General features: G+C 72.2%; 23 protein-coding genes. 13 read left to right on the plus strand and 10 right to left on the minus strand.

Annotated features, from left to right (window positions below):
- Positions 1–3: 3 nt before the first annotated feature.
- Positions 4–732, plus strand: a complete 729-nt coding sequence (locus tag ACPOLB_RS22520) for an aldolase (RefSeq protein ID WP_425258278.1) — start codon at positions 4–6, stop codon at positions 730–732.
- 30 nt (positions 733–762) lie between these two features.
- Here ACPOLB_RS22520 and ACPOLB_RS22525 read toward each other — a convergent pair whose 3' ends face one another.
- From ACPOLB_RS22525 to ACPOLB_RS22540, 4 genes are read right to left on the minus strand one after another with little or no spacing between them, the layout of a single operon-like run.
- Positions 763–996 carry a hypothetical protein gene (locus ACPOLB_RS22525; protein ID WP_425258279.1) on the minus strand — a complete coding sequence of 78 codons (234 nt, stop codon included), beginning with the start codon at positions 994–996 and terminating at the stop codon, positions 763–765.
- The gene (locus ACPOLB_RS22530; protein WP_425258280.1) at positions 993–1,802 is read right to left on the minus strand and encodes a BPSS1780 family membrane protein; all 810 of its coding nucleotides are present in this window, start codon (positions 1,800–1,802) and stop codon (positions 993–995) included. The genes ACPOLB_RS22525 and ACPOLB_RS22530 overlap by 4 nt, the downstream gene beginning before the upstream one ends.
- 29 nt (positions 1,803–1,831) lie before the next feature.
- Complete coding sequence (locus ACPOLB_RS22535) at positions 1,832–2,800, minus strand: homoserine kinase (protein ID WP_425258281.1); 969 nt, start codon at positions 2,798–2,800, stop codon at positions 1,832–1,834.
- Between the two features lie 7 nt (positions 2,801–2,807).
- Entirely contained in the window at positions 2,808–3,098 is a 291-nt protein-coding gene (locus tag ACPOLB_RS22540; RefSeq protein WP_425258282.1) for a hypothetical protein, read from the minus strand.
- Between the two features lie 44 nt (positions 3,099–3,142).
- On the opposite strand from ACPOLB_RS22540, the gene polA reads away from it, so the two are divergent.
- The 5 genes from polA to ACPOLB_RS22565 all read left to right on the plus strand — a co-directional run bounded on the left by polA (position 3,143) and on the right by ACPOLB_RS22565 (position 13,891).
- Positions 3,143–5,923, plus strand: coding sequence for a DNA polymerase I (gene polA, locus ACPOLB_RS22545; protein ID WP_425258283.1), 2,781 nt, complete (start codon positions 3,143–3,145; stop codon positions 5,921–5,923).
- Between the two features lie 74 nt (positions 5,924–5,997).
- On the plus strand, positions 5,998–8,091 hold the full coding sequence (gene ppk1 / locus ACPOLB_RS22550; protein ID WP_425258284.1) for a polyphosphate kinase 1: 2,094 nt from the start codon (positions 5,998–6,000) through the stop codon (positions 8,089–8,091).
- Between the two features lie 43 nt (positions 8,092–8,134).
- A complete protein-coding gene (gene sixA / locus ACPOLB_RS22555) occupies positions 8,135–8,596 on the plus strand; it encodes a phosphohistidine phosphatase SixA (protein ID WP_425258285.1) in 462 nt (153 codons plus the stop codon).
- A gap of 148 nt (positions 8,597–8,744) precedes the next feature.
- Complete coding sequence (locus ACPOLB_RS22560; protein ID WP_425258286.1) at positions 8,745–9,578, plus strand: transporter substrate-binding domain-containing protein; 834 nt, start codon at positions 8,745–8,747, stop codon at positions 9,576–9,578.
- Positions 9,575–13,891: a PAS domain-containing protein gene (locus tag ACPOLB_RS22565; protein WP_425258287.1), complete on the plus strand. Its 4,317-nt coding sequence runs from the start codon at positions 9,575–9,577 to the stop codon at positions 13,889–13,891. The genes ACPOLB_RS22560 and ACPOLB_RS22565 overlap by 4 nt, the downstream gene beginning before the upstream one ends.
- A gap of 13 nt (positions 13,892–13,904) precedes the next feature.
- On the opposite strand, the gene ppx is transcribed toward ACPOLB_RS22565, so the two are convergent.
- On the minus strand, positions 13,905–15,419 hold the full coding sequence (ppx, locus tag ACPOLB_RS22570; RefSeq protein WP_425258288.1) for an exopolyphosphatase: 1,515 nt from the start codon (positions 15,417–15,419) through the stop codon (positions 13,905–13,907).
- 84 nt (positions 15,420–15,503) lie between these two features.
- Here ppx and ACPOLB_RS22575 point away from each other — a divergent pair, with 84 nt between their 5' ends.
- The 3 genes from ACPOLB_RS22575 (at position 15,504) to cfa (ending at position 18,525) form a co-directional block, all read left to right on the plus strand.
- A complete protein-coding gene (locus ACPOLB_RS22575; RefSeq protein ID WP_425258289.1) occupies positions 15,504–16,379 on the plus strand; it encodes a dienelactone hydrolase family protein in 876 nt (291 codons plus the stop codon).
- A 78-nt stretch (positions 16,380–16,457) separates the two neighbouring features.
- Positions 16,458–17,243, plus strand: coding sequence for a ZIP family metal transporter (locus tag ACPOLB_RS22580; protein ID WP_425258290.1), 786 nt, complete (start codon positions 16,458–16,460; stop codon positions 17,241–17,243).
- Positions 17,244–17,352: 109 nt separating this feature from the next.
- Positions 17,353–18,525: a cyclopropane fatty acyl phospholipid synthase gene (gene cfa / locus ACPOLB_RS22585; RefSeq protein WP_425258291.1), complete on the plus strand. Its 1,173-nt coding sequence runs from the start codon at positions 17,353–17,355 to the stop codon at positions 18,523–18,525.
- A 19-nt stretch (positions 18,526–18,544) separates the two neighbouring features.
- Here cfa and ACPOLB_RS22590 read toward each other — a convergent pair whose 3' ends face one another.
- From ACPOLB_RS22590 to ACPOLB_RS22605, 4 genes are all read right to left on the minus strand, one after another.
- Positions 18,545–18,979: a universal stress protein gene (locus ACPOLB_RS22590; RefSeq protein WP_425258292.1), complete on the minus strand. Its 435-nt coding sequence runs from the start codon at positions 18,977–18,979 to the stop codon at positions 18,545–18,547.
- Between the two features lie 90 nt (positions 18,980–19,069).
- On the minus strand, positions 19,070–19,903 hold the full coding sequence (locus ACPOLB_RS22595) for a sulfurtransferase (protein ID WP_425258293.1): 834 nt from the start codon (positions 19,901–19,903) through the stop codon (positions 19,070–19,072).
- A gap of 1 nt (position 19,904) precedes the next feature.
- On the minus strand, positions 19,905–20,819 hold the full coding sequence (locus ACPOLB_RS22600) for a DMT family transporter (protein WP_425258294.1): 915 nt from the start codon (positions 20,817–20,819) through the stop codon (positions 19,905–19,907).
- Positions 20,807–21,919, minus strand: coding sequence for an aromatic ring-hydroxylating oxygenase subunit alpha (locus ACPOLB_RS22605; RefSeq protein WP_425258295.1), 1,113 nt, complete (start codon positions 21,917–21,919; stop codon positions 20,807–20,809). Before ACPOLB_RS22605 ends, ACPOLB_RS22600 begins: the two co-directional genes overlap by 13 nt.
- 238 nt (positions 21,920–22,157) lie before the next feature.
- On the opposite strand from ACPOLB_RS22605, the gene xseB reads away from it, so the two are divergent.
- The 4 genes from xseB (at position 22,158) to folE2 (ending at position 26,058) form a co-directional block, all read left to right on the plus strand.
- On the plus strand, positions 22,158–22,391 hold the full coding sequence (gene xseB / locus ACPOLB_RS22610) for an exodeoxyribonuclease VII small subunit (RefSeq protein WP_425258296.1): 234 nt from the start codon (positions 22,158–22,160) through the stop codon (positions 22,389–22,391).
- Positions 22,373–23,287, plus strand: a complete 915-nt coding sequence (locus ACPOLB_RS22615; protein ID WP_425258297.1) for a polyprenyl synthetase family protein — start codon at positions 22,373–22,375, stop codon at positions 23,285–23,287. The genes xseB and ACPOLB_RS22615 overlap by 19 nt, the downstream gene beginning before the upstream one ends.
- A gap of 1 nt (position 23,288) precedes the next feature.
- Positions 23,289–25,178, plus strand: coding sequence for a 1-deoxy-D-xylulose-5-phosphate synthase (gene dxs / locus ACPOLB_RS22620; RefSeq protein WP_425258298.1), 1,890 nt, complete (start codon positions 23,289–23,291; stop codon positions 25,176–25,178).
- Positions 25,179–25,254: 76 nt separating this feature from the next.
- Complete coding sequence (folE2, locus tag ACPOLB_RS22625) at positions 25,255–26,058, plus strand: GTP cyclohydrolase FolE2 (protein ID WP_425258299.1); 804 nt, start codon at positions 25,255–25,257, stop codon at positions 26,056–26,058.
- A 27-nt stretch (positions 26,059–26,085) separates the two neighbouring features.
- Here folE2 and ACPOLB_RS22630 read toward each other — a convergent pair whose 3' ends face one another.
- Complete coding sequence (locus tag ACPOLB_RS22630; protein ID WP_425258300.1) at positions 26,086–26,739, minus strand: nitroreductase family protein; 654 nt, start codon at positions 26,737–26,739, stop codon at positions 26,086–26,088.
- Positions 26,740–26,899 lie beyond the last annotated feature (160 nt).

Consider the following 26,899-nt stretch of genomic DNA (forward strand, 5'->3'; position numbering starts at 1 on the left):
ACGATGGCAACAAACGACCACCAGGCGACCTACGCCGACATCGCGCCGCTGCGCGCCGACCTCGCGCTGGCGCTGCGCGCTGCCGACCACCACGGGCTGGGCGAGGGCATCTGCAACCACTTCAGCGTCGCGCTGCCCGACGGCAGCGACCGCTTCCTGATCAACCCGCGCGGGCTGCACTGGAGCGAGATCCGCGCCGACGACGTCGTGCTGGTGGACGGCGACGGCAACGTGCTCGCCGGCCGCCACGCGGTGGAGGCCACGGCGATGTTCATCCACGCGGCGGTGCACCGCGTCACCGGCCATGCCGTGGTGCTGCACACGCACATGCCCTACGCCACGGCCCTGACGCTCACCGCCGACCGCACGCTGGACACCACGCTGTCGCAGGGCGCGATGCGCTTCCACGGCCGCATCGCGGTGGACGCGCAGTACAACGGCCTGGCGCTGGACATGCGCGAAGGCGAGCGCATCGCACGCGGCATGCAGGGGCGCGAGGTGGCCTTCCTGGCCAACCACGGCGTGGTGGTCTGCGGCGCGCGGCTGGACCACGCCTACGAGGACCTGTACATGCTGGAGCGCGCCTGCCTGCACCAGGTGCTGGCCCAGAGCACGGGTCGGCCGCTGGCGCCGGTGGACGAGAAGCTGGCGGCGTTCGTGGCCGAGCAGATCCAGGGCGAGCGACTGCAGTCGGAGCTGTTCTTCGAGGCGCTGCGCCGCCTCCTGCCCTGACCGGCGTTGCGGCGGCTGCTGCCCTGAGCGTCAGCGGCTGGCGGGCGCCGAGGCCGCTGCGGCCGCTGCTGCGGCCTTTTCTTCGTCGCTGTCGCTCATCGCGTCGATCGCCGCCCCGGCGGCCTTGCCCGTCAGCTCGACCGTGGTGCTGACCACCGCACCCGTCACCGAGATCGCGGCGCCGGCCACGGCGCCGGCCACGCTGACGACCGCGCAGCCGCTCAGCGCGGCGCAGCACAGCACCAGCCACAGTGTCTTGTTCATGCGTTGGCTCCCCGGCGCCCGGCGTCGCCGAAGCTGTCGTTGAACGTGAACAGCAGCGACACGTAGAACACGGTCCAGAACAGCAGGCCCGCCGGCAGCGCGAGCATGGTGCCCAGCGGCGCCAGCCCGAGCAGGCCGAAGACGAGGGCCGCGGCCATGCCGAAGCCCACCATCGTGGCCGCCCAGGCCATGCCGTAGACGAAGAACGCACCCTTGCTGCGCCACACCGCCAGCGTGCTGGAGAACAGCGCCTGCGCCACGCCCTGCGCGCCCCAGTGCACCAGCGCCGGCGCGTGCCAGAACGGGATCGACAGCAGCGTGCCCAGCACCAGCGCAGCCAGCGCGGCGTTGGTGACGCCGGGCTCCATCAGCACGGCGTTGACGTCCTCGGGCGTGGCCGAGCCGCTGGCCATCAGGCGCTGCACGCGTTCGAGCGCGCCGTCGGAGATGGCGTCGCACAGGATCAGGATGGCGATGGCCAGCACGCCGTACAGCGCGCACAGCGTCAGCAGCGCGCGCCGCCGCGCGGGGTCGGTGCGCAGCGGCTCGATGAACTGGCGCGCGCTGACCGGGCCGTCGAGCAGCGCCGACTGCGCCGCCACCATGAAGCCCAGCGACAGCAGCGGCAGCGACATCATCTGCAGCACGCCGCCCAGCAGCGGCACCAGCGACACCACCAGCGCCGCGAACAGGAAGGCCGTGAACATCAGCGTGAAGGCCAGCGGCCGGCGGGCGTAGAGCCGGAAACCATCGGTGAGCCAGCGGGCACCGCGATTGGGCGGAACGGGTTTCAGCAGCAGGGGCATGCGACGGGCGGCAGGCGGCGGGTGGGGAGTCAGCGCGGCGGGTGCCACGGGTTGGCGATGCGTTCGCGCAGCACGCGCTCGAACTGCGCCGGGTCCTTGGGTGCCAGCAGCGCGGCGTCGCGCGGCAGGTGCCAGTCCCACAGCCGCGACAGCCAGAAGCGCAGCGCCGCGGCGCGCAGCAGCGCCGGCAGCAGCCGGCCCTCGGCGCTGGTGAGCGGGCGCACTTCCTGGTAGGCCGTGACGAAGGCGGCGGCGCGGCCTTCGTCGAGCTTGCCGCTGGCGAGGTCGGTGCACCAGTCGTTCAGGCACACGGCGATGTCGAACAGCAGCGTGTCGGTGCCGGCGAAGTAGAAGTCGAAGAAGCCGCACAGCCGGTCCGGCCCGGCGGTGTCGTCGAACATCACGTTGTCGCGGAACAGGTCGGCGTGGATCGGCCCCTGCGGCAGCGCCGCGAAGGCCGGGGACGCGGCCAGCGCCTGCTGGAAGGCCAGCTCGTCCTGCAGCAGCGCCGCCTGCTCGGGTGCCACATGCGGCAGCACCACCGGCACCGTCTCGACCCACCAGGCCAGGCCGCGCAGGTGCGGCTGCTCCAGCGCGAAGCCTTCGCCCGCCAGGTGCATGCGCGCGAGCATCTCGCCCACCTGCGCGCAGTGCGGCGCGTCGGGCGCCAGGCGGTGGCCGCCGGGCAGGCGCGTCACCACCGCGGCAGGCTTGCCGGCCAGCGTGTGCAGCAGTGTGCCGGCGGCATCGGCCTGCGGCGCCGGCACCGGGATGCCCCGGCCGGCCAGGTGCTGCATCAGGTGCAGGTAGTAGGGCAGCTGCTGCGGCGTCAGGCGCTCGAACAGCGTCAGCACCCACTGGCCGCGGGCGGTGTTGGCGTAGTAGTTGGTGTTCTCGATGCCCGACCGGATGCCACGCAGCTCGGTCAGCGCGCCCAGGCCCAGGCGCTGGAACAGGGCATCGGCCTCCGGCAGGCCGACTTCGGTGTAGACCGCCATCGCCGGCCTAGAAGGTGAACTGCCAGACGCGCTGGCCGGCGGTGCTGCCCGGTTGCGACGGGTCGCGTGCGCCGGTGGCCGGCACGATGCGGTAGGGCGCGACACCCGGGATCTTGCTCTTCACGGTGATGCTCTGCGTCTGCCCGCGCACGCGCAGCTCCTCGACGACGACCTGGTCGTCCTCGCTCACCAGGCGCTGCACCGCGGGCTCGGGCACCGGCTTGGCGTCGGCCGCCCGGGCGGTGCCCTGGCAGAGCAGCAGGGCGGCGGCAAGCACGGGCACGGGCAGGGCGTTCATGCTCAGGGATTCTACGCAGGGCCCCGGCGGCACAATCCGGCCCCATGACCGAGAAGCTCTTGCTGCTGGTGGATGGCTCCAGCTATCTGTACCGCGCCTACCACGCGCTGCCCGACCTGCGCAGCCCCGACGGTTTCCCCACTGGCGCCATCCACGGCTTCATCGCGATGATGAAGTGGCTGCGCGAGCGCTACCCGGCCGAGCACGCCGCGTGTGTCTTCGACGCCAAGGGACCGACCTTCCGCGACGACTGGTATCCCGCCTACAAGGCGCAGCGCGCGCCGATGCCCGACCCGCTGCGCCAGCAGATCGAGCCCATCCACGAAGCCGTGCGCCTGCTCGGCTGGCCGGTGCTGGAAGTGCCCGGCATCGAGGCCGACGACGCCATCGGCACGCTGGCGCGCGTGGCCGCCGCCAGCGGGCACCAGGTGCTGATCTCCACCGGCGACAAGGACCTGGCGCAGCTGGTCACGCCGGCGGTGACGCTGATGAACACGATGGCCAAGCCGCCGGAGGTGCTGGACATCGCCGGCGTCACCGCCAAGTTCGGCGTGCCGCCCGAGCGCATCGTCGACTACCTCACGCTGATCGGCGACACCGTCGACAACGTGCCCGGCGTCGAGAAGGTGGGGCCGAAGACGGCCGCCAAGTGGATCGCCGAACACGGCAGCCTCGACGGCGTGGTGGCCGCGGCCGACAGCATCAAGGGCGTGGCCGGCGAGAACCTGCGCAAGGCGCTCGATTGGCTGCCCACCGGCCGCAAGCTCATCACGGTGGTGACCGACTGCGACCTGACCGGCCATGTGCCCGACTGGCCGGCGCTGGAAGCCCTGGCGTTGCGCGAGGTCGACCAGGCGGGCCTGCAGGACTTCTACAGGCGCTTCGGCTTCAAGACGTGGCTGCGCGAGATCGAAGGCGGTGCACTGGGGGCGGCTGCGCCCGCCGCGCCGGGTGCGGCCGCTGCAGGCGCCGGCGCCGCGGCCGCCGATCCCGCCCCGTTCCCGGCCGGCCCGCCGCTGCCGCGGGATTACGAGACCGTCACCACCTGGGAGCGCCTGGACGCCTGGATGGCGCAGCTGCAGGCGGCCGCGCTGGTGGCGCTGGACACCGAGACCGACTCGCTGGACGGCATGCGCGCGCGCATCGTCGGCATCAGCTTCGCCACCGAGCCCGGCCGGGCCGCCTACGTGCCGCTGGCGCACAGCTACGGCGACGCCCCGGCGCAACTGCCGCTGGACGCGGTGCTCGACCGCCTGCGCCCGTGGCTGGAAGACCCGGCGCGCGCGAAGATCGGCCAGAACATCAAGTACGACCTGCACGTGTTCGCCAACCACGGCATCACGGTGCGCGGCTATCGCCACGACACCATGCTGCAGAGCTACGTGATCGAGGCGCACAAGCCGCACAGCCTGGAGAGCCTGGCCGAGCGGCACCTGGGCCGCCGCGGCCTGAGCTACGAAGACGTCTGCGGCAAGGGCGCGAACCAGATCCCGTTCGCGCAGGTGGACGTGGCCCGCGCCGCCGAGTATTCGGGCGAAGACAGCGAGATGACGCTGCACGTGCACCAGGCGCTGTGGCCGCAGATCGAAGCCGACGCGAAGCTGCGCCACGTCTACGAGGCCATCGAGATGCCGGTCAGCACGGTGCTGGAGCGCATCGAACTCCACGGCGTGCTGATCGACAGCGCCGTGCTGGCGCGGCAGAGCCACGAACTGGCCGAGCGCATGGTGGCGCTCGAGCAGGAAGCCTATGCGCTGGCGGGCCAGCCCTTCAACATGGGCAGCCCGAAGCAGATCGGCGAGATCCTGTTCGGCAAGCTCGGCCTGCCCGTGAAGAAGAAGACCGCCACCGGCGCGCCCAGCACCGACGAAGAGGTGCTGCAGGAACTGGCCGCCGACTACCCGCTGCCGAGCAAGCTGCTCGAACACCGCAGCCTGGCCAAGCTGAAGGGCACCTACACCGACAAGCTGCCGCTGATGGTGAACCCCGCCACGGGGCGGGTGCACACCAACTACGCGCAGGCCGTGGCGGTGACGGGCCGGCTGGCCAGCAACGACCCCAACCTGCAGAACATCCCGATCCGCACGCCCGAGGGCCGGCGCGTGCGCGAGGCCTTCATCGCGCCGCCCGGCCACGTGCTCATGAGCGCCGACTATTCGCAGATCGAGCTGCGCATCATGGCCCACATCAGCGACGACCCGGCGCTGCTGCGGGCCTTTGCCGAAGGCATCGACGTGCACAAGGCGACCGCCAGCGAGGTCTTCGGCGTGCCGGTCGAGCAGGTGAGCAGCGAGCAGCGCCGCTACGCCAAGGTCATCAACTTCGGCCTCATCTACGGCATGGGCGCGTTCGGGCTGGCGAGCAACCTGGGCATCGAGCAGAAGGCGGCCAAGGACTACATCGACCGCTACTTCGCACGCTTTGCCGGCGTGAAGCGCTACATGGACGACACCCGCGTGGCGGCCAAGGCGCAGGGCTACGTCGAAACGGTGTTCGGCCGCCGGCTGTGGCTGCCCGAGATCAACAGCGGCAACGGCCCGCGCCGCAGCGGTGCCGAGCGCCAGGCCATCAACGCGCCGATGCAGGGCACGGCGGCCGACCTCATCAAGCTGGCGATGATCGCGGTGCAGCAGGCACTGGACGCCGAGGGGCGCGCCACGCGCATGGTGATGCAGGTGCACGACGAACTGGTGCTCGAAGTGCCCGCGGCCGAGCTCGAGTGGGCGCGCGAGGCCATCCCGCGCCTGATGGCTGGCGTGGCGCAGCTGAAGGTGCCGCTGCTGGCCGAGGTGGGCGTGGGCGCGAACTGGGACCAGGCGCACTGAGCGCGCGCTGCGCCGTCACGGGGCCGTCGCCGCGCTGTCACACAACCGTCGCGCAAGCTTCATAGACTGCGCACATGTCCGAGGAACCTCGTGTCGACCCTGCCGTGCCCGTGCTTGCGGAGCCGGCACCCGGTGGCGGCGGCCCGCTGCCGCTGCTGAACCGCGAGCGCGCGATCCTGCAGTTCAACCGGCGGGTGCTGGCGCAGGCGCGCCGTGCCGACGTGCCGCTGCTGGAGCGGCTGCGCTACGTCACCATCGTCAGCAGCAACCTCGACGAGTTCTTCGAAGTGCGCGTGGCCGACATCATCGAAGCCACGCGGCAGGTGGGCTCGGGCGTCACGCGCAACGACCTGGCGGCGGTGGCCTCGGCCGCGCACGAACTCATCGACGAGCAGTACGCGCTGTTCAACGACGTGCTGATGCCGGCGCTGCAGCAGCAGGGCATCGTCGTGCTGAACCACGCCGAACGCGACGACGCGCAGCGCAAGTGGGTGGCGCGCTTCTTCGAGACCCAGGTGCGGCCGCTGCTGGTGCCGCTGGTGCTGGACCCCAGCCATCCGTTCCCGCTGGTGGCCAACAAGTCGCTGAACTTCATCGCCCGGCTCGGCGGGCGCGACGCCTTCGGCCGCGAGAACAGCATCGCCATCGTCAAGGTGCCGCGCGTGCTGCCGCGTGTCATCAAGCTGCCGCCCGAACTCTGCGGCGGCCGCCAGGGCTTCGTGCTGCTGACCAGCGTGATCCGCGCCCACCTGGGCGAGCTGTTCCCGGGTCGCGAGGTCGAATCGTTCTCGCAGTTCCGCGTCACGCGTGACTCGGACCTGGACGTCGACTCCGACGATGTCACCAACCTGCGCCAGGCCTTGCGCAGCGGCCTCACCACGCGCCACTTCGGCCAGGCCATCCGGCTGGAGGTGGTGAGCACCTGCCCGCCCGAGCTGTCGGCCCTGCTGCTGGAGCAGTTCGGCCTGCCCGACGTGGCGCTGTACAAGGTCAACGGCCCGGTCAACCTGGTGCGGCTGAACCAGCTCATCGACCAGGCCGATGCCGACGCGCTGCGCTTTCCGGCGCACGAGCCGTCGTGGCCGGCGGCGCTGGCGCGCAGCCGGCCGGTGCTGCAGCAGTTGCGCCAGGGCGACGTGCTGCTGCACCACCCGTTCGAGAGCTTCGAGCCCGTGGTGCAGTTCCTGCGCGAGGCCGTGGCCGACCCCGACGTGCTGGCGATCAAGCAGACCGTCTACCGCACCGGCACGCAGAGCGTGCTGATGGACCTGCTGATCGAGGCGGCGCGCCGCGGCAAGGAGGTCATGGTCGTCGTCGAGCTGAAGGCGCGCTTCGACGAAGAGGCCAACATCAACTGGGCCGAGCGCCTGGAGGCCGTGGGTGCGCAGGTCGTGTACGGCATCGTCGGACTGAAGACGCACGCGAAGATGCTGCTGGTCACGCGGCGCGAGGGGCAGCGGCTGCGCCGCTACGCGCACCTGTCCACCGGCAACTACAACCCGCGCACGGCGCGCCTGTACACCGACATCGGCACGCTCACCGCCGACCCCGGCCTCACGGCCGACGTGGACGCGGTGTTCCACCAGCTCGCCAGCCAGGCGCGGCTGAAGTCGAGCCCGCAGCTGCTGACCGCGCCCTTCGTGCTGCACCGCCGGCTGATGCGGCACGTGGCGCAGGTGGCCGACGCGGCCCGCGCCGGGCGGCCGGCGCGCATCGTCGCGAAGATCAACGCGCTCACCGACCCGGCGCTGATCCATGCGCTGGTGGCCGCCGGCCAGGCCGGCGTGCAGATCGACCTCGTCGTGCGCGGCGCCTGCATGCTGCCGCCGGGCCTGCCCGGGCGCACCGACAACATCCGCGTGCGCTCGGTGATCGGCCGCTTCCTCGAACATTCGCGCATCCTGTATTTCCGCTGGGGTCCCGGCGAGGACGACGAGGTGCTGTACCTCAGCAGCGCCGACTGGATGAGCCGCAACATGTTCCGCCGCATCGAGCTGGCCTGGCCGGTGCGCGACGCCGCGCTGCGCCAGCGCCTGATCGACGAGGCCCTGGTGCCCTACCTGCACGACGAGCGCGACGCGTGGACGCTGGACAGCGACGGCAGCTACCGCCGGGTGTCCGACACCGGCGTCAGCGCGCAGCAGGCGCTGGTGCAGCGCCTGCGCTGACCGGCAGGGCACACCGGGCACACCGGGCAGACAGGACGCACGCATGGACCTGATCCTCTGGCGCCACGCCGAAGCCTTCGAGATGCGCGAAGTGCAGAGCGACCTGGAGCGGGCGCTCACGCCCAAGGGCGAGCGCCAGGCCCAGCGCATGGCCGGCTGGCTCAACCGCCAGCTGCCGGCCAGCACCCGCGTGCTGGTCAGCCCCGCGCGGCGCGCGCAGCAGACGGCCGCCGCGCTCGACCGCAAGGTCAAGACGCTGGTCGAACTGGCGCCCGACGGCACCGTGGACGCACTGCTGCACGCCGTGCGCTGGCCCGAGGCGCGCGAGCCGGTGCTGGTGGTCGGCCACCAGCCCACGCTGGGCTTGACGGCGGCCTACCTGCTGTCGGGCCAGGCCCAGAGCTGGGCGCTGCGCAAGGGTGGTCTGTGGTGGCTGCGTGCGCGGCAGCGGGACGGCGAACTCCAGGTCGTGCTGCACGCCGCACTCGCGCCCGAACTCGTGTAGCGCAGGCCCCACAAGCCTTGTCACAATCGGCCCAGGCAGCGCCCGCGCGCGGCCCGAGAGCCCGAGACGTGTCCCTCCCGACTTCGATGCAGCCGCCAGCAGTGCGGTCCCGCTGTCCGCGATGCCCGGCCTGACCCCAGGCAGATTCGTGGCAGCTGCGGCGGCGGTGGCGCTGCTGGCCCTGGCGGCGCTGGCCGGGTGGTGGCAGCGCGACGCCTCGCTGCAGCGTGTCCGGGACGCCGGCGTGCTGCGCATCGGCTATGCCGTGGCGCCGCCCTACGCCTGGGTCGGGGACGACGGCACGGTGCGCGGCGAGTCGCCCGAGAGCGCGCGCGTCGTCGCGGCGCGTCTGGGCCTGCCCCGCGTCGAGTGGGTGCAGGTCGGCTTCGCGGAACTGGTGCCCGGCCTGCTGGAGCGTCGCTATGACCTGGTGGCGTCCGGGTTGTTCGTGTCGCCGCAGCGGGCGCAGCAGGTCGGGTTCGCCGATCCCCTGGTGCGCGCGGTGCCGGGGCTGCTGGTGCGCCGCGGCAACCCGTTGGCGCTGCATGCCTACGCCGACGTGCGCGCCGGCGCCGCCCGCGTGGCCGTGATCGACGGCTCGGTGGCGCAGGCCCGCCTGCTGGCGCTGGGCGTGCCTGCCGAGCGCCTGCTGACCGTGCCCGACCCCCAGACCGGCCGCCTCGCGGTGGAGCGCGGCCATGCCGACGCGCTGGCGCTGTCGCTGCCGGCGCTCGCGTGGATGGCGCGCAGCGTGCCCGGCATGCTCGAGGCGCTGGAGCTGGGGGCCACGCCGGCGGCCGACAGCCACGACGTGGCCGTCGCCTTCCACCCCGACGACCGGGCGCTGCGGGCGGCCTGGAACGCGGCGCAGGCCGGCTGGGGCGGCAGTGCCGAGCACCGGCGCGTGGTCCACGGTCTCGGTTTCGTCGTCGCTTCCGCACCCTCCGCGGCTGCCACGGCGTCGGCGGCCGCGTCCCGATGAGCCCGACGACACCGATGCGCTGGCGCCACGCGCCGCTGTGGTGGGCGCTGCTGGCGGCGCTGCTGGTCTGCGGCCTGATCACGGCGCTGCACTTCGACCACCGCCGCCAGATCGAGACGGCCACCGGACTGCTGCGCGACTTCGGGCACGCCGACCACGACCTGTCCACCGGCGGCCTGCACCTGGCGCTGGCGGGCGACCCGGCCTCGCCCTGGAACCGGGCGCAGGGCCTGGCGCTGCTGCGCCAGGCCGCGGACGGCTTGGAGCGCAGTGCCGTCGCGCTGGTGGCGCTGACGGGCCAGTCCGAGCCCGAGATCCAGCGCCCGGTGCAGGCGCTGCGGCAGCAGCTCGACCGTGCCGCAGCCAGCGTGTCGCCGGCCGAGGCCGGCCGCTACGACCTCGCGCTGCACCTGGCCCTGTACCAGCTGCACCGCCGCGCCGAGGCGCTGGACTCCGACGTGCGCCAGGAACTGCAGCACATGGTGGCGCGGCAGGACCGGGCCTTCGGCTGGGCCCTGGGCGTGGCGGTGCTGCTGCTGGCGGGCATCTGCGCCGTCGTGCTGCGTGCCGAGCGGGGCAGGTCGCGGGCCGAGCGTGCGCTGCGCCAGAGCGAAGAGCGCTTCCGCAGCGTCGTCGAGCAGTCGGGAGCGGGCATCCTGATCGTGCGCGACGACCGCATCGCCTACCTCAATCCGCGTGCCGCGCAGGTCGCCGGCCGCCCCGCGGCGCAGCTGCTGGGGCAGCCTGCCCGCGACTTCGTCGTGCCTGCCGACCGCGAACGTCTGCAGGCTGCACTGGCGCGGCTGCTGCAAGGCACCGACACGCCCCCGGACGGACCGCTGCAGTTCACGGCCCCGCACCCCGACGGCGCTGCGGTGCAGTTCGAGCTGCAGGCCACGCGCGCGACGCTGCAGGGCGCCACCGTGGTGCTGGCGGTGCTGCAGGACCTGAGCGAACGCCGCCACGCCGAGCAGGTGCTGCGCGACTCGGCGCAGCTGCTGCAGGCGGTGGAAGACTCGATGCTGGACCGGCTGGTGGTGCTGGACGCCGCCGGTCGCGTCGTCGCCGTCAACGCCGCGTGGCGTGAGGCGGTTCGCGCGCACGGCACCGCGCTCGGCGGCGCCGCGCAGCAGCTGCAGATCGGCAGCCTGCTGCCGGCGCTGCCGGGTGCGCTGCACGGAGAGAGCGCCCCACAGACGGCGCAGCTGCACGCCGGCGTGCAGGCGGTGCTGCGCGGCGAGAGCGCACTCTTCACGCTCGAGACGGACTGCCAGCTGCCGGCCTCCGCCGACGACGACGGCCGGCGCGCGCTGTCGCTGACGGTGACGCCGCTGCGCACTGCGCAAGGGGGCGCGGTGATGGCCTGGCGCGACGTCAGCGCGCGCCGCCAGGCCGAACGCGCGCTGCGCGCCAGCGAGGCCCTGCACCGCGCGATGGTGATGGGGCTGCACGACGGCGTCATCGTCTTCGACGCACAGGCGCGCCCGCAGGGTTGCAACGCGGCGGCCGAGCGCATCCTGGGCGTGTCGCAGCAGGAGATGCGCATCCGCCACATGGCACCGACCGACTGGCCCGCGCTGCGGACCGACGGCAGCCCGATGCCGGCGCAGGAGCTGCCGCTGTCGCGCGTGCTCGCGACCGGCGAGGCGCTGAAGGATTCGGTGCTGGGCTACAGGCGTCGCGACGGCGGGCTGGTGTGGATGAACGTCAACGCCGAGCCCATGCGCGACGCCGCCAGCGGCCGCCTCGACGGTGTCGTCGTCTCGTTCGCCGACATCACGCAGCGCAGGAGCGCCGAGGACGCGCTGGCGCTGCACCAGCAGCAACTGCAGCAGCGCATCGACGAACGCACGCACGCGCTGCAGCAGGCGCTGCAGGCGCAGCAGGCGTCCGACGCGTTCTGGCGCACGGTGGCCGACCACCAGCCGACGCTGATCGCCTACTGGGACCGCGCGCGGCGGCTGCGCTTCGCCAACCGCGCCTACCTCGCGTGGTTCGGGCTCGAGGCCGACGCGGTGCTGGGCCGCACGGTCGCCGAGGTGCTGGGCGAGGAGCACGTCGCGCGCCGCGCCGCCAGCCTGGAACGCCTGTTCTCGGGCGAGACGCTCGCCGGGGTCGAGGAAGTCCCGGGCGCGGGCGGCCGCAGCGGTCACTTCTGGATCCACCGCCTGCCCGACACCCAGGGCGACGTGGTGCAGGGCTACTTCTTCTTCGCCACCGACATCAGCGAGCTGAAGCAGGCCGAGCAGCGCCTGGAGCAGGCCAACCGGGCCCTCACCGACGCCGAGCAGCGCTCGCGCACCATCGCCGACAACGTGCCCGGGCGCGTGGCCTACTGGGACGCCGACGGCCGCTGCCGCTTCGTCAACCGCGACTACTGCACCTGGAACAACAAGACGCCCGAGCAGCTGCTCGGGCGGACCAAGGCCGAGGTCTTCGGCACCGAGGCGGTGGCGTCCACCGCGGCCTACGAGCGCGCGGCGCTCGCCGGCCAGCCGCAGGCCTTCGAGCGGGCCGTGGTCACGTCCGACGGCGGCATGGCGTACAGCTGGACGCAGTACGTGCCCGACTGGCACGACGGCGCGGTGCGCGGCTACTTCGGTGTCGCCATCGACGTGACGCCGGCACGCCAGTCCGAGCGCCGCCTGATCGAGCTGAACGACGCGCTGACGCGCGAACGCGACCGCGCCGAGCAGGCGAGCCAGGCCAAGAGCGCGTTCCTGGCCAACATGAGCCACGAGATCCGCACGCCGATGAACGCCATCATCGGCCTGACGCACCTGCTGCTGCGCGACATCGCGGTGCCGCAGCAGCGCGAGCGCCTGGCGCAGGTCAGCGATGCCGCGCGGCACCTGCTGGATCTCATCAACGACATCCTCGACCTGTCCAAGATCGAGGCCGGCAAGCTGACGCTGGAACAGACCGACTTCGACCTGCGGGCGATGCTGGACCGTGCACAGGCGCTGGTGGCCGAGCGCGCGCGCGAGAAGGGCCTGGACCTCGTCGTCGATGCCGACGGCCTGCCGGCGCAGCTGCGCGGCGACCCGACGCGGCTGTCGCAGGCGCTGCTGAACCTGCTGTCGAACGCCGTCAAGTTCACCGAGCGCGGCCAGGTGCGGCTGCGCGTGCGCGAGCTGGCACCCGTCGGGCCGGGCCGGCGGCTGCGCTTCGAGGTCTCGGACACCGGCGTCGGCATCGCGCCCGAGAAGATCGCCAGCCTCTTCACGGCCTTCGAGCAGGCCGACAGCTCGACCACGCGCCGCTTCGGCGGCACCGGCCTGGGCCTGGCGATCACGCGGCGCCTGGCGCAGCTGATGGGTGGCGAGGTCGGCGTCGAGAGCACGCCCGGTGTCGGCAGCCGGTTCTGGTTCACGGCGGAACTGGGCGACGCGCTGCCGCGGGCCGACGTCCCGCGCCGCGATGCCGGTGGTCCGGACGCCGGCGGCTGGCCGGACGCGCCGGCCGAAGCGCAGGCCGGCAGGTCCGCAGCGGGCAGTGCCGAGCAGCGCCTGGCCCGGCTGCACCGCGGGCACCGCCTGCTGCTGGCCGAGGACAACGTGGTCAACCAGGAAGTGGCCTGCCAGCTGCTGCAGGCGGTGGGCCTGGAAGTGGACGTGGCGCACGACGGCATCGAGGCCGTGCGCATGGCGCAGGCCGGCAAGCATGCCCTGGTGCTGATGGACGTGCAGATGCCCGGCATGGACGGGCTGGCGGCCACCCGCGCGCTGCGCGGTGCCGGCTACACCGCGCCCATCCTGGCGATGACGGCCAACGCGTTCAGCGAAGACCGCCTGGCCTGCCTGCAGGCCGGCATGAACGACCACGTCGCCAAGCCGGTGGACCCGGAACGCCTGTTCGAGAGCCTGTTGCGCTGGCTGCCCGCCGCGGTGCCTGCCGCCGCGCCCGCCGCCGCCGCCGACACGCCGGCCGTTCCCGCGCTGCAGCCACTGCAGGGCATCGCCGGCTTCGACAGCGCGGCCGGCCTGCGCCTGACCGGGCTGCGCCCCGAGACCTACCTGACCGTGCTGCGCCGCTTCACCGGCGTCTACCACGATGGCATGCCGGCGCTGGCGGGCCTGGCCGCCGCCGGCGAGTGCGCCGAGCTGCGGCGCAGCACCCATTCGCTGCGCGGTGCCGCAGCCGTCATCGGCGCCACGGCGGTCAACGAGGCCGCCGAGGCGCTGGAGGGCCTGTGCAGCGACACGGCCTGCACGCCCGCGGCGCTGGTCGATGCGGCGACCGAGCTGCAGGCGCGGCTGCGTGCGCTGGTGTCGGCGCTGGAGTCGGCGCTGCCCGGCCAGCCCGACGCCTGACCGGTCGGAGGGTTCAGTCGGGCAGCTGCAGGCGCAGCGCGCCCGTGCGCGCCCAGGCGGCTGCTTCCTCGTGCAGCAGGAACACCGTGCGTGGATGGGTCCTGGCCCAGCCCGGCGCGTAGCCCAGCAGCGCGTCCCGGCCTCGTGCGCGCAGCTGCAGCGCGTCGTTGCGCACGGCGTCGCGCGCGTGGCACTTGATCACCGCCAGGCGCAGGCACAGCACCTGCCAGGCCAGTGTCTCGCTCGCCAGCGCCGCCTCCAGCTTGCGCAGCCCGCCGCGCTGGCCCAGCACCAGCTCGCCGATGCGGCGCTGCTGGCTCTGCGAGAAGCCCGGCGCGTCCACGTGCGCCAGCAGGTAGGCACTGTGGCGGTGGTGGTCGTGGTGCGAGACCATCTGGCCGATCTCGTGCAGCTGGCAGGCCCAGCCGAGCTCGCGCCGCGTCTCGGCGTCGGCCACCGGCAGCACGGCGTCGAACAGCGCCAGCGCCACGCCCGCCACGCGCTCGGCCTGCAGCGTGTCGACGCCGAAGCGCGCCTGCAGCTCGGCCACCGAGGTGTCGCGCATGTCGCCGCTGGCGCGGCTGCTGCGCGCAGCCTGCAGGCGCTCGTGCAGGTCGACGATCACGCCCTGGCGCAGCGCGCCCTTGGCGGGTCGGATCTCGGCGATGCCGAAGTTGGCCGCCAGCGTGTACAGGATCGCCAGCCCGCCGGGCAGCACGGCGCGCCGCTCGGGCTTCAGGCCGGGCAGCTCGATGCGGTCGACGTGGCCGGCGGCGATGCAGCGTTCGATGCACCAGCGCAGGCCCTCCGGCGTGATCGCGCCGTCGCTCAGGCCGGCCGCGGCCAGCACCTGCGACACCGCGCCGGCCGTGCCCGACGAGCCCAGCGCCTGCTGCCAGCGGTGGCGCGCGAAGGGCTGCAGCGCCTCCTCCAGTTCGGCGCCCGCGGCCACCTGCGCGGCGCGGAACCCGGCCTCGGTGAGCCGGCCGCCCTCGAAGAAGCGCATCGACAGGCTCACGCAGCCGACCGCGAACGACTCGGCCTGCGTCGGCACGCGGCCCTGGCCGAGGATCAGCTCGGTGGAGCGGCCGCCGATGTCGATCACCAGCCGCGGCAGCTCGGACGGCTGCAGCTGCGCCACGCCGGCGTAGATGAGCCGCGCTTCCTCGCGGCCCGAGATGACCTCGATCGGAAACCCGAGGGCGGCCTGCGCGCGCAGCAGGAAGGCGTCGCGGTTGCCGGCCTCGCGCAGCGTCTGCGTGGCCACCGCGCGCACCTGGGCCGGCGCGAAGCCGGTCAGCCGCGTGGCGAAGCGCCGCAGGCAGGCCAGGCCGCGCTGCACGGCGTCTTCGGTGAGCAGCCGGTCGGCATCGAGGCCCGCGCCCAGGCGCACGGTCTCCTTCAGGTAGTCGATGCGGCGGTAGCGGCCGTGCAGGACCTGGCCCAGTTCCAGCCGGAAGCTGTTGGAGCCCATGTCGATGGCGGCCAGCGGGCCCTTGGGCAGCGCGCGCAGTGTCGGATCCGGCATGCGGCGATTGTGCAAGACCCTGCGCACGGTCCGGCGGGCGGCTTCCTACAATCGCGCGCTCCAACCAACCCCGGAGGTATTCGCATGCTCAAGGAAGAGTTCGACACGCTGGTGCCGCAGCGCGACTTCAACCGCCGCGACTTCGTGCGCACCTCGGTCGGCAGCGGATTCGCCGCCGCCGTGCTGCCGGTGATGGCGCAGACCGTCGTGAAGACCGACAGCGCCGGCCTGGTGACGGGCGAGGTCACCATCCCGGTGGGCGACTTCAAGATGCCGGCCTACCGCGCCGCCCCGGCCAACCGCACCAACGCCCCGGTGGTGCTGGTGATCAGCGAGATCTTCGGCGTGCACGAGTACATCGCCGACGTCGCCCGCCGCTGGGCCAAGGCCGGCTACTTCGCGATCGCGCCCGAGCTCTTCGTGCGCCAGGGCGACGCGTCGAGCTACGGCGAGATCGCCAAGCTGATCGCCGAGGTCATCTCCAAGGTGCCCGACGCGCAGGTCATGGCCGACCTGGACGCCACGCTGGCCTGGGCCCGCGGCCAGGGCGCCAACGCCGGCAACGTCGGCGTCACCGGCTTCTGCTGGGGCGGCCGCATCACCTGGCTGTACGCCGCGCACAACCCGGCCGTGAAGGCCGGCGTGGCCTGGTACGGGCGCCTCGTGGGCGCGCAGACGCCGCTGAACCCGGCGCACCCGGTGGACGTGGCGGGCAGGCTGAACGGCCCGGTGCTGGGGCTGTACGGCGGGCAGGACACCGGCATCCCGCTGGACACGGTCGACAAGATGAAGGCCGCGCTGGCCGCCGGCAATGCGGCGGCGAAGAAGAGCGAGTTCGTGGTCTACCCCGACGCGCCGCACGCCTTCCATGCCGACTACCGCCCGAGCTACCGCAAGGAGGCGGCCGAAGACGGCTGGAAGCGCGCCACGGCCTGGTTCCAGGCCCAGGGCGTGGCCTGATCGGCGCCGGTCAGGGGGTGCTTGACAGGCTTGCTAAGCTGGATCGAAAGCCGGCCTTCGCCGGTGCCGCCGCCTCCCATGACCCTGTTCTACATCGTGCTCGCCACCTTTGCCGGTGGCGCGCTCTCCGTCACCATTGCCGCGTCGCTGACGGTGGGCCTGCTCTCGCGGGTCGTGAAGAACCTGGTCAGCCTGTCGGCCGGTGTGCTGCTGGGTACGGCACTGCTGCACGTGCTGCCCGAGGCCTTCGAGAGCCCGGGCATCGACACCCACGAGCTCTTCGTCACGCTGCTGGCGGGCCTGATGTTCTTCTTCCTGCTGGAGAAGGCCGAGCTGTACCGCCACAGCCACCACCACGAGGGCGACGACCCGCACCACCACCACCACCATGGCTTCGATGCCGAACAGGCCGGGCGCGGCGGCTGGGGCGTGCTGGTGGGCGACAGCATCCACAACTTCTGCGACGGCGTGATCATCGCCGCGGCCTTCCTGACCGACGTGCAGCTCGGCATCGTCACCGCGGCGGCGGTGGTGGCGCACGAGATCCCGCAGGAGGTGGGCGACTACATCGTGCTCGTCAACGCCGGCCTCTCACGCCGGCGCGCGCTGGCCTACAACGCGCTGTCGGGCATGGCCGCGGTGGCCGGCGGCGTGATCGGCTACTTCGTCGTGGCGCCCTGGCAGTCGCTGTTCCCGTACCTGCTGGTGGCGGCATCGAGCAGCTTCATCTACGTGGCGGTGGCCGACCTGCTGCCGCAGCTGCAGCGCCGGCTGGCGCTGCGCGAGACGGCGTCGCAGCTGCTGTGGCTGGGCGCGGGGCTGGGCGTGGTGGTGGCGGTGCGCGGGCTGCTGCACGCGCATTGAGCCGGCCCGCGCCGCCGATCGGCAGCGCCCCATTGCAAGCGACCCGGAGGTCGTCCTAAGCTGGCGTCTTCACCGCTGTCGAGTCCCACCGCACCGGAAGGGCCGCCACATGGAGAACCTGCAGAACCCGGCGACGCAGGCGCTGGCGCGCCGATCCGACGCCACGGCGCACCGCGTCTTCGGCGACCTGCTGCGTGCCGCCGGCGTCGAGCTGGGCGGCCGCCGGCCCTGGGATCTGCGGCTGCTCGACGACAGCGTGCCGCAGCGCGTGCTGGCCCAGGGCAGCCTCGGCCTCGGCGAGGCCTACATGGACGGCCACTGGGCCTGCGACAGCCTCGACGCGCTGTTCGACCGCCTGCTGCGGGCGCGCCTGGACCAGCGCGTGCGCAGCCCCGGCACGCTGCTGCACCACTGGCGCGCGCGGCTGCTGAACCTGCAGTCCGAGGCGCGCGCCTGGCAGGTGGGGCACCAGCACTACGACCTGGGCAACGACTTCTATGCCGCGATGCTGGACCGGCGCATGACCTACACCTGTGCCTTCTGGCAGGACAGCAGCACGCTCGACGCGGCGCAGGAACACAAGCTGGACCTCGTCTGCCGCAAGCTCGGCCTGCAGCCCGGCATGCGCGTGCTCGACATCGGCTGCGGCTGGGGCAGCTTCATGCAGTTCGCCGCCGAGCGCCATGGCGTGCGCTGCGTGGGCGTCACGGTCTCGGCCGCGCAGGCCGAACTGGGGCGCCAGCGCTGCGCCGGCCTGCCAGTGGAGTTCCGCCTGGCCGACTACCGCACGCTCGTCGGCAGCGGCGAACGCTTCGACCGCATCGTCAGCCTGGGCATGTTCGAGCACGTGGGGCGCAAGAACCACGGCACCTACATGGACGTGGCGCTGCGCTGCCTGGCCGACGACGGCCTGTTCCTGCTGCACACCATCGGCCGCAACGAGGCCGGGCACGGCACCGACCCGTGGATCCACAAGTACGTGTTCCCCAACGGCGAGCTGCCCACGGTGGCCGACATCGGCCGCGCCTGCGAGCGGCGCTTCGTGGTCGAGGACCTGCACAACTTCGGCGCCGACTACGACCGCACGCTGCTGGCCTGGCATGCCCGGTTCGACGCCGCCTGGCCGCGCTTCGCGGAGCGGTTGGGCCTGCGCTTCCAGCGCCAGTGGCGCTACTACCTGCTCAGCTGCGCCGGCGCCTTCCGCGCGCGCGACATCCAGCTCTGGCAGTGGGTGCTGTCGCGGCCGGGCCGCAGCGGCGTGTACCCGCGGCTCGCGGGCTGAGGCCGGTTGCGGTTCGGCGTCAGCGCACCACCAGCACCGGCAGCGTGCTGTGCGTCAGCACCTTCTGCGTCTCGCTGCCCAGCAGCAAGGCGCTGACACCGCGCCGGCCGTGCGAGGCCATCACGATCAGGTCGCATTCCTGGGCCTTGGCGTGGTCGATGATGGCTTCCCACGGGTGCAGCGCCTCCACCGTGTGGCCCTGTGCCGTGATGCCGGCGGCGGCCGCGGCGTCCAGCGCCGTCTTCACGCGGCCGGCGGCGATGCGCTCCTGCGCGTCGTAGAACTCCTGCGGCGGCACCGGCTGCATCTCGGAGATGGCGCTGTACGGGAAGGGCTCCTTCACGCCGATGGCGAAGATCTGGGCGCCCGTCAGCCTGGCCAGCCCGATGGCGGTCTGCAGGGCCTTGGCCGTGATCTCGGAACCGTCGGTGGGGACGAGGATGCGCTTGTACATGGTGGACCTCCTGGGTGGCGACATGGCGGCCCGGTGCAGCAGCCGCCTGCGGCAGTGTCGCGCCCAGCGTGGACCAACGCTTGATGCAAGTCAACCGCGTGCCACAGGCCGCGCGGGGTCGCTGCACCAGGCGCTCCAGGAGCCGGGGTACAGCCGCGCGCCGGCCAGCCCGGCATGGGTCATGGCCAGCAGGTTGTGGCAGGCGGTGACGCCGCTGCCGCACTGGTGCACCACCTGCTCGGGCGGCGTGGCGTAGCGGTCGAATTCCGCGCGCAGCTGCGCGGCCGGCTTGAAGCGGCCGTCGGGCAGCAGGTTGTCCTTGAAGCAGCGCAGCGTGGCCCCGGGGATGTGGCCGGCCACCGGGTCCAGCGGCTCGACCTCGCCGCGGAAACGTTCGCCCGCGCGGGCGTCGAGCACGCGCACGCGGCCCAGCGCGGCCAGCAGCGCGCCGGTGTCGATGCTGGGCATCGCGGGCGCGTCGCTCGCCGGGTACGCCGGCCCGCCGGCGGGCGTGGCGGTGCCGGCCTCCAGCGTGCCGCCGGCGGCCTGCCAGGCGGCCAGGCCGCCGTCGAGAACGGCCACCGCGTCGTGGCCCAGCCAGCGCAGCAGCCACCACAGCCGTGATGCATACGGCCCGCCCTGCGCGTCGTACGCCACCACCTGCACGCCTGGCCGCACGCCCCAGGCGCCGGCGCGGGCGGCGAAGGCGGTGCGGTCCGGCAGTGGGTGGCGGCCCTGGCCCGGGGCCTTGGCACCCGACAGGTCGCGGTCGAGGTGCGCGTACTGCGCGCCGGGCAGGTGGCCGGCCGTGAAGGCGCGCTCACCGGCGCTGCCGTCGCCGAGATCGAAGCTGCAGTCCAGCAGCACGACGGGGCCGGGCAGGGCGCGCAGCTGCTCGGCGCTGATCAGGGTCGCAAAGCTCATCTCAGGTCTCCGTGGGCGTGGATGCGGTGGGGGTGCGGGCGTTCTTGCCCAGCAGCGTGGCAGTCAGACCGGCCAGGACGATCAGTGCCATGCCGGACAGCGCCATCCAGGTGACGGGGTCGTCGAACAGCCAGACGCCGAAGCCGAACGAGAACACGATGCCCAGGTACTGCAGCACGGCGTTCGACATCGTGTGGCCGATGGAGTAGGCCCGCGTCATCATCCACTGCGCCACCGAGGCCAGCACACCGATGGCCAGCAGCAGCGCCGCGCCTTGCAGCGTGTGGGCGCTGAAGCCGCCGCCGAACTGCGCGAACACCGCGCCGGCCACCACGCCGCCCAGCGAGAAGTAGAAGACCACGCGCGTCTCGGGTTCGCCGACGCGGCCCAGCGCCGTGACCTGCAGGTAGGCCATCGCCGCGCACAGGCCCGACATCAGCCCGGCGACGCCGTGCCAGAGCTGGTCCTGCTCGATCGTCGGCCGCAGGATCAGCGCCACGCCGATGAAGCCCGCGAACACCGCGGCCACCAGCCGGCCGTCGATGCGGCCGGTGCCGAACAGCACCGAGCCGCCCATCAGGAACAGCGCCATCCACACCGACGAGGTGTAGTTCAGCGTCATGCCGGTGGCCAGCGGCAGGTTGCCCAGCGCGTAGAACCACAGGCACAGCGCCGTCACGCCCGACAGGCTGCGCCAGAAGTGCATGGCCGGCACCGCCGTGCGCAGCGAGCCGCCGCGCAGCAGGATCCAGCTGCCCAGCAGCACCAGGCCCACCAGCGCGCGGTAGAACACGATCTCGCCGGCGTTGTAGCGCGACGAGGCCAGCTTCACGCACAGCCCCATCACCGCGAACAGCAGCGAGGCGCAGGCGATCAGCAGCGGCGCCGGAAACCGGTGCGGCGTCAGGCGGGCCACCCCATCTCGCGGCGGTACCACTCGTGGAACTGCTGCATGCCGTCTTCCATCGGGCTCTGGTACGGGCCGACCTCGTTGTCGCCGCGCTCCAGCAGCGCGCGGCGACCGGCGTCCATGCGCAGCGCGATCTCGTCGTCCTCGTCGCAGGTCTCCATGTAGGCGGCCTGCTGGGCTTCGACGACCTCGCGCTCGAACAGCGCGATCTCTTCGGGGTAGAAGAACTCCACGAGGTTCAGCGTCTTCTGCGGCCCCTGCGGGAACAGCGTGCTCACCACCAGCACGTGCGGGTACCACTCCACCATCACCGTGGGGTACAGCGTGAGCCAGATGGCCCCCTGCTGCGGCGGCCGGCCGCCGTTGAAGGCCAGCACGGCGTCGTGCCAGCGCCGGTAGGTGGGCGATCCGGGCCGCTGCAACGCCTTCTGCACGCCCACGGTCTGCACCGAGTGGTGGCGGCCGAATTCCCACTGCAGGTCGTCGCAGGTCACGAAGCCGCCGAGGCCGGGATGGAACGGACCGACGTGGTAGTCCTCGAGGTAGACCTCGATGAAGGTCTTCCAGTTGTAGTCGCACTGGTGCAGGTGCGCGCGGTCGAAGACGTAGCCGCTGAAGTCGAGCTGCGCCGCCGCGCCCAGCGTCGCGAGGTCGCTGGCGATGTCGCGCCCGTTGTGCTCGAACAACAGGCCGTTCCAGCGCTGCAACGGGTAGTTGCGCAGATTCAGGCAGGGATCGGCCGCGAAATGCGGCGCGCCCACCAGCTGGCCGTGCAGGTCGTAGGTCCAGCGGTGCAGCGGGCACACCACCTGCTGCTGCGTGTGGCCGCGGCCGCGCAGCATCACGGCCTGACGGTGCCGGCACACGTTGGAGATCAGTTCGACGCCGTCGCGCGTGCGCACCAGCGCACGGCCTTCGCCTTCCTGAGCCAGCGCATGGAAGTCGCCGACGTGGGGCACGAGCAGCTCGTGCCCCACGTAGCGCGGTGCGTGCTGGAAGATGAGTTGCTGTTCGCTGCGGAACAGGCCCTCGTCGAAATAGCTGGAAACCGGGAGTTGAGAGCTGCTTTGCTCAAGAGCTTCGAGACTGATGCTCAGGTCAGACATGATCCGAGGGGATCCTCCATCGTGGGATGTCCAAACCCCCGCCCGGTGGCCCCGCGGGCGGGTTTTCAGCCCGCTGCCGGAGAACGCGCAGCGGGTGTGAGACGCCTGCCGACATCAAGGGGGTCGGCGGGCGAGGGCGGGATTCTACCCACCCCCCCACAGTGCTGGCGCCGGGGGGTGCTAGAGGCGTCTGCCCAGGGGGATGGTTCTAGAATCCCGCCTGGACTCTCTTTCCCAAATGCCACGTTCTTCAGCCCCCAAGGAACCCGCCAGCTACGAACAGGCCCTGGCCGAACTCGACCAGCTGGTGCAACAGATGGAGGGCGGCCAGCTGCCGCTGGACCAGTTGCTCGACGGCTACCGCCGCGGCGCCGACCTGCTGGGGTACTGCCGCAGCCGTCTGCAAGCGGTGGAGGAGCAGGTCAAGCTGCTCGAGGACGGGCAGCTGAAGACATGGACGCCCCCGCAGTGAGCGCGCTGAACTTCGACGCCTGGACACGCGGCCACCTCGAGGCCGTGGAAGCCGCGCTCGACGCCTGGGTGCCGGCCGACGCGCCCGCGGGCCTGGGCCAGGCCATGCGCTACGGCGTGCTCGACGGCGGCAAGCGCCTGCGGCCGCTGCTGGTGATGGCCGCCTGCGAGGCCCTGCACGGCGCGCCTGCCGCGGCGATGCGGGCCGCGGTGGCGGTGGAGCTGATCCACGCCTACTCGCTGGTGCACGACGACATGCCCTGCATGGACAACGACGTGCTGCGCCGGGGCAAGCCCACGGTGCACGTGCAGTTCGGCGAAGCCCAGGCCATGCTGGCCGGCGACGCGATGCAGGCGCTGGCCTTCGAGGTCCTCACGCCCCAGGAAGCGTCCGACACCGGCATGGCGCCGGCGCTGCAGGCGCGGCTGACGTCGCTGCTGGCGCGCAGCGCCGGCCACGCCGGCATGGCCGGCGGTCAGGCCATCGACCTGGCCAGCGTGGGCATGCCGCTGGACGAAGCCGCGCTGCGCGACATGCACCGCCGCAAGACCGGCGCGCTGCTGCAGGCCAGCGTGCTGATGGGCGCGGCCTGCGGCCAGCCCGATGCACGCGCCTGGCAGGCGCTGTCGGACTTCGGCGCGGCGCTCGGCCTGGCGTTCCAGGTGGTGGACGACATCCTCGACGTCACGCAGGCCTCGGCCACGCTGGGCAAGACCGCGGGCAAGGACATCGACGCGAACAAGCCGACCTACGTGTCGGTGCTGGGGCTGGAGGCGGCGCGCCGCCATGCGCAGGATCTGCGCGTGCAGGCGCACGAGGCGCTGGCGCGCAGCGGGCTGGCCGACACGGCCGCGCTGGCCTGGCTGGCCGACAAGGTGGTGGAGCGGGAAAGCTGACATGACGAACGTGCTGAACACGATCCAGAGCCCGGCAGATCTGCGCCGGCTGCCGCGCGCCGAGCTGCCGCAGGTCGCGCGCGAACTGCGCGACTACGTGCTCAACACCGTCAGCCAGACCGGCGGCCACCTCGGCAGCAACCTCGGCACGGTCGAGCTCACCGTGGCCCTGCACTACGTGTTCAACACGCCCAACGACCGCCTGGTCTGGGACGTGGGCCACCAGACCTACCCGCACAAGGTGCTGACCGGCCGGCGCGACCGCATGCACACGCTGCGGCAGCTGGGCGGCATCGGCGGCTTCCCGCGCCGCGACGAGAGCGAATACGACAGCTTCGGCACCGCGCACAGCAGCACCAGCATCAGCGCCGCGTTGGGCATGGCGCTGGCGTCCAAGCTGAAGGGCGAGGACCGCAAGGCCGTGGCCATCATCGGCGACGGCGCGATGACCGCCGGCATGGCCTTCGAGGCGCTGAACAACGCGGGCGTCAGCCATGCCGGCGTCAATGCCGACATCCTGGTGATCCTGAACGACAACGACATGTCGATCAGCCCGCCGGTGGGCGCGCTGAACAAGTACCTGGCGCGGCTGATGAGCGGCAACTTCTACGCCACGGCGCGCGAAGGCGTGAAGGGCGTGCTGAAGGTGGCGCCGCCGCTGTTCGAGCTGGCGCGGCGCTTCGAGGAGCACGCCAAGGGCATGGTCGTGCCCGGCACGATCTTCGAGGAGTTCGGCTTCAACTACGTGGGCCCGATCGACGGCCACGACCTCGATTCGCTGATCCCCACGCTGGAGAACCTGCGCAGCAAGCGCGGCCCGCAGTTCCTGCACGTGGTCACCAAGAAGGGCTACGGCTACAAGCTGGCCGAAGCCGACCCGGTGAAGTACCACGCCGCCAGCGGCAAGTTCAACCCGGCCGAAGGTTTCCCGAAGGCCACCGGCCCGAGCAAGACCACCTTCACGCAGGTGTTCGGCCAGTGGCTGTGCGACATGGCCGAGGCCGACGAGCGCCTGGTGGGCATCACGCCGGCCATGCGCGAGGGCTCGGGCATGGTCGAGTTCCACAAGCGCTTTCCGAACCGCTACCACGACGTCGGCATCGCCGAGCAGCACGCGGTGACCTTCGCCGCCGGCATGGCCTGCGAAGGCGTGAAGCCGGTGGTGGCGATCTACTCCACGTTCCTGCAGCGCGGCTACGACCAGCTGATCCACGACGTGGCGCTGCAGAACCTGCCGGTGGTGTTCGCGCTCGACCGCGCCGGCCTGGTGGGTGCCGACGGCCCCACGCATGCCGGCGCCTACGACATCGCCTACGTGCGCTGCATTCCCAACTGCAGCATGCTCACGCCCAGCGACGAGAACGAGTGCCGCCAGGCGCTGACCACCGCGTTCCGACAGAACCACCCGGTGGCCGTGCGCTACCCGCGTGGTGCCGGCGTCGGCGCCGAGATCGAGACCGGCCTGACTGCCTGGCCCTGGGGCAAGGGCGTGGTGCGCCGGCAGGGCTCGCGCACCGCCATCCTGGCCTTCGGCACCATCCTGCACCCGGCGCTGGCCGCGGCGCAGAACCTGGACGCCACGGTGGCCGACATGCGCTTTGCCAAGCCGCTCGACGAGGCCCTGGTGCAGGAACTCGCGCGCAGCCACGACGCCATCGTCACGGTCGAAGAGGGCTGCATCATGGGTGGCGCCGGCAGTGCCGTGCTCGAGTGCCTGGCCGCGGCCGGCATCACGGTGCCGGTGCTGCAGCTGGGCCTGCCCGACGAGTTCTCGGAGCACGGCGACCCGGCCAAGCTGCTGTCCAACTACGGCCTGGACGCCGCCGGCATCGAAGCGTCGATCCGCCAGCGTTTCGGCAGCCGGCCGACGCTGGCGGCGGCCAACGGCTAGTTCAAAAGAACCGAACGGCGTCGTGTAATCCGGGCGACGTTGTTGTTGCCCGTTCGGTGGCATCCTCCGCATCCTGATGACCAATCTCACCGACGCCCTCCACATCCCCGACACGCAGAGCGCAAGGGATGAACGCCACCTCGTGATCCAGCGCGTGGGCGTGAAGGACGTGCGCTACCCGCTGCAGCTGCGCGTGGCCGGCGCGGTGCAGAGCACGGCGGCGCAGTGGTCGCTCGATGTCGCGCTGCCGGCCGAGCAGAAGGGCACGCACATGTCGCGCTTCGTGGCCTGGCTCGACGCGCTCGATGCGCCGATCGATGCCGCCACGCTGCGCGAGCGCCACGCGCAGATGCTCGACAAGCTGCATGCCGCCGAAGGCCGCATCGAGGCCGCCTTCAGCTTCTTCATCCGCAAGCGCGCGCCCGTCTCGGGCCTGCAGAGCCTGCTCGACTACCAGGGCCGCTGGATCGCCGAGACGCGTGCCGGCGTCACCGCCATCTGGGCCGAGGTCGGCGTGCCGGTGAAGAGCCTGTGCCCATGCAGCAAGGAGATCAGCGACTACGGCGCGCACAACCAGCGCTCGCTGGTGACGGTGCGCGCCGAGATCCTCGATCCGCTGGCCCGGCCCGTGGAGTGGCACGAGCTCGTGCGCTTCGCCGAAGACTCGGCCAGCAGCGAGCTGTGGCCCATGCTCAAGCGCGCCGACGAGAAGTGGGTCACCGAACGTGCCTACGAGAACCCGAAGTTCGTCGAAGACCTGGTGCGTGACGTGGCGCTGCGCCTGAATGCCGACGCCCGTATCGGGCGCTACAGCGTCGACGTCGAGAACTTCGAGTCGATCCACAACCACAGCGCCTACGCACGCATCGAGCGGACCTGAGCCCGCGCTGCACCTGGCAGTTGCGTCTCAGGCAGCGCTGACCGGCTTCACCGCCCCCACGGTCTGGCACAGCAGCAGCTGCTGGTCCGCACCCAGCCCCATCGCCGCCGACAGCGCCGCGGTGTCGAACCAGGCGCGGATGACCGCCCCCAACCCGTGCGCGGCGCAGAACAGGTAGACGTTCTGTGCCATCGCGCCTGCCGCGGCAAAGGCGAACGGGCTGCGCTGGGCCGCCGGCACCAGGTGCATGTGTGCGTGGTTGGCAACGTAGATCAGGTCCAGCGGCGCGGTGTCGACGAAGTCCTGGTAGCCGGTGACGCGGCGCACATCGCTGGCCACGGCGAGCTGCAGGGCGTGCGCCGCCGGGTCGTAGCGGAACAGCCCGTGCGGCAGCGCCGCGTAGAGCTGCACCTCCTGTGCATTCATCGCGCTCGGCGCGGTGCGCCCGCCGCTGTCGGCGCGGTTGATGCCAGCGGCAGCCCAGAGCAGGTCGGAGAGCTGCGCGTCGCTCAGTGGCGTGGTGTCGAATTCGCGACACGACTGCCGCTGACGCAGCGCGTCGAGCAGCGGCATGCCGCCGCTGCGCTGCGGCGGCGGCAGCACCACGGCGGCGGCCTCGGGCACCGGCCGGGCCTGCAATTGCCCCATCAGCCCGAGCGCCAGTTTCGTCAGGGTGTTCATGCGGTGGTCTCGCGGCGCAGTTGGATCGTGCGGCCCAGCATACGCAGGCGTGCTGCGGCGTCCAGTGTGGCGCTTGCGCTGGAGCAAGGTCGCGCCACACGGGGGGCGCTAACTTGCGCCCGAGGGCCGTTGCGGGCCGCCTGTTCGGCTGGCCGCCGCG

Origin of the sequence: Rubrivivax soli (assembly GCF_049810355.1) — a bacterium.
Classification (GTDB): Bacteria; Pseudomonadota; Gammaproteobacteria; order Burkholderiales; family Burkholderiaceae_C; genus Rubrivivax.

Coding starts and splice junctions, on each gene's coding strand:
- ACPOLB_RS22605 (WP_425258295.1), bottom strand. CDS start 21,919: ATGTCTGACCTGAGCATCAGTCTCGAAGCTCTTGAGCAAAGCAGCTCT.
- xseB (WP_425258296.1), top strand. CDS start 22,158: ATGCCACGTTCTTCAGCCCCCAAGGAACCCGCCAGCTACGAACAGGCC.
- ACPOLB_RS22575 (WP_425258289.1), top strand. CDS start 15,504: ATGCTCAAGGAAGAGTTCGACACGCTGGTGCCGCAGCGCGACTTCAAC.
- ACPOLB_RS22615 (WP_425258297.1), top strand. CDS start 22,373: ATGGACGCCCCCGCAGTGAGCGCGCTGAACTTCGACGCCTGGACACGC.
- ACPOLB_RS22535 (WP_425258281.1), bottom strand. CDS start 2,800: ATGGCGGTCTACACCGAAGTCGGCCTGCCGGAGGCCGATGCCCTGTTC.
- ACPOLB_RS22540 (WP_425258282.1), bottom strand. CDS start 3,098: ATGAACGCCCTGCCCGTGCCCGTGCTTGCCGCCGCCCTGCTGCTCTGC.
- ACPOLB_RS22630 (WP_425258300.1), bottom strand. CDS start 26,739: ATGAACACCCTGACGAAACTGGCGCTCGGGCTGATGGGGCAATTGCAG.
- polA (WP_425258283.1), top strand. CDS start 3,143: ATGACCGAGAAGCTCTTGCTGCTGGTGGATGGCTCCAGCTATCTGTAC.
- ACPOLB_RS22590 (WP_425258292.1), bottom strand. CDS start 18,979: ATGTACAAGCGCATCCTCGTCCCCACCGACGGTTCCGAGATCACGGCC.
- ppx (WP_425258288.1), bottom strand. CDS start 15,419: ATGCCGGATCCGACACTGCGCGCGCTGCCCAAGGGCCCGCTGGCCGCC.
- sixA (WP_425258285.1), top strand. CDS start 8,135: ATGGACCTGATCCTCTGGCGCCACGCCGAAGCCTTCGAGATGCGCGAA.
- ACPOLB_RS22525 (WP_425258279.1), bottom strand. CDS start 996: ATGAACAAGACACTGTGGCTGGTGCTGTGCTGCGCCGCGCTGAGCGGC.
- dxs (WP_425258298.1), top strand. CDS start 23,289: ATGACGAACGTGCTGAACACGATCCAGAGCCCGGCAGATCTGCGCCGG.
- ACPOLB_RS22520 (WP_425258278.1), top strand. CDS start 4: ATGGCAACAAACGACCACCAGGCGACCTACGCCGACATCGCGCCGCTG.
- ppk1 (WP_425258284.1), top strand. CDS start 5,998: ATGTCCGAGGAACCTCGTGTCGACCCTGCCGTGCCCGTGCTTGCGGAG.
- ACPOLB_RS22580 (WP_425258290.1), top strand. CDS start 16,458: ATGACCCTGTTCTACATCGTGCTCGCCACCTTTGCCGGTGGCGCGCTC.
- ACPOLB_RS22595 (WP_425258293.1), bottom strand. CDS start 19,903: ATGAGCTTTGCGACCCTGATCAGCGCCGAGCAGCTGCGCGCCCTGCCC.
- folE2 (WP_425258299.1), top strand. CDS start 25,255: ATGACCAATCTCACCGACGCCCTCCACATCCCCGACACGCAGAGCGCA.
- ACPOLB_RS22565 (WP_425258287.1), top strand. CDS start 9,575: ATGAGCCCGACGACACCGATGCGCTGGCGCCACGCGCCGCTGTGGTGG.
- ACPOLB_RS22530 (WP_425258280.1), bottom strand. CDS start 1,802: ATGCCCCTGCTGCTGAAACCCGTTCCGCCCAATCGCGGTGCCCGCTGG.
- cfa (WP_425258291.1), top strand. CDS start 17,353: ATGGAGAACCTGCAGAACCCGGCGACGCAGGCGCTGGCGCGCCGATCC.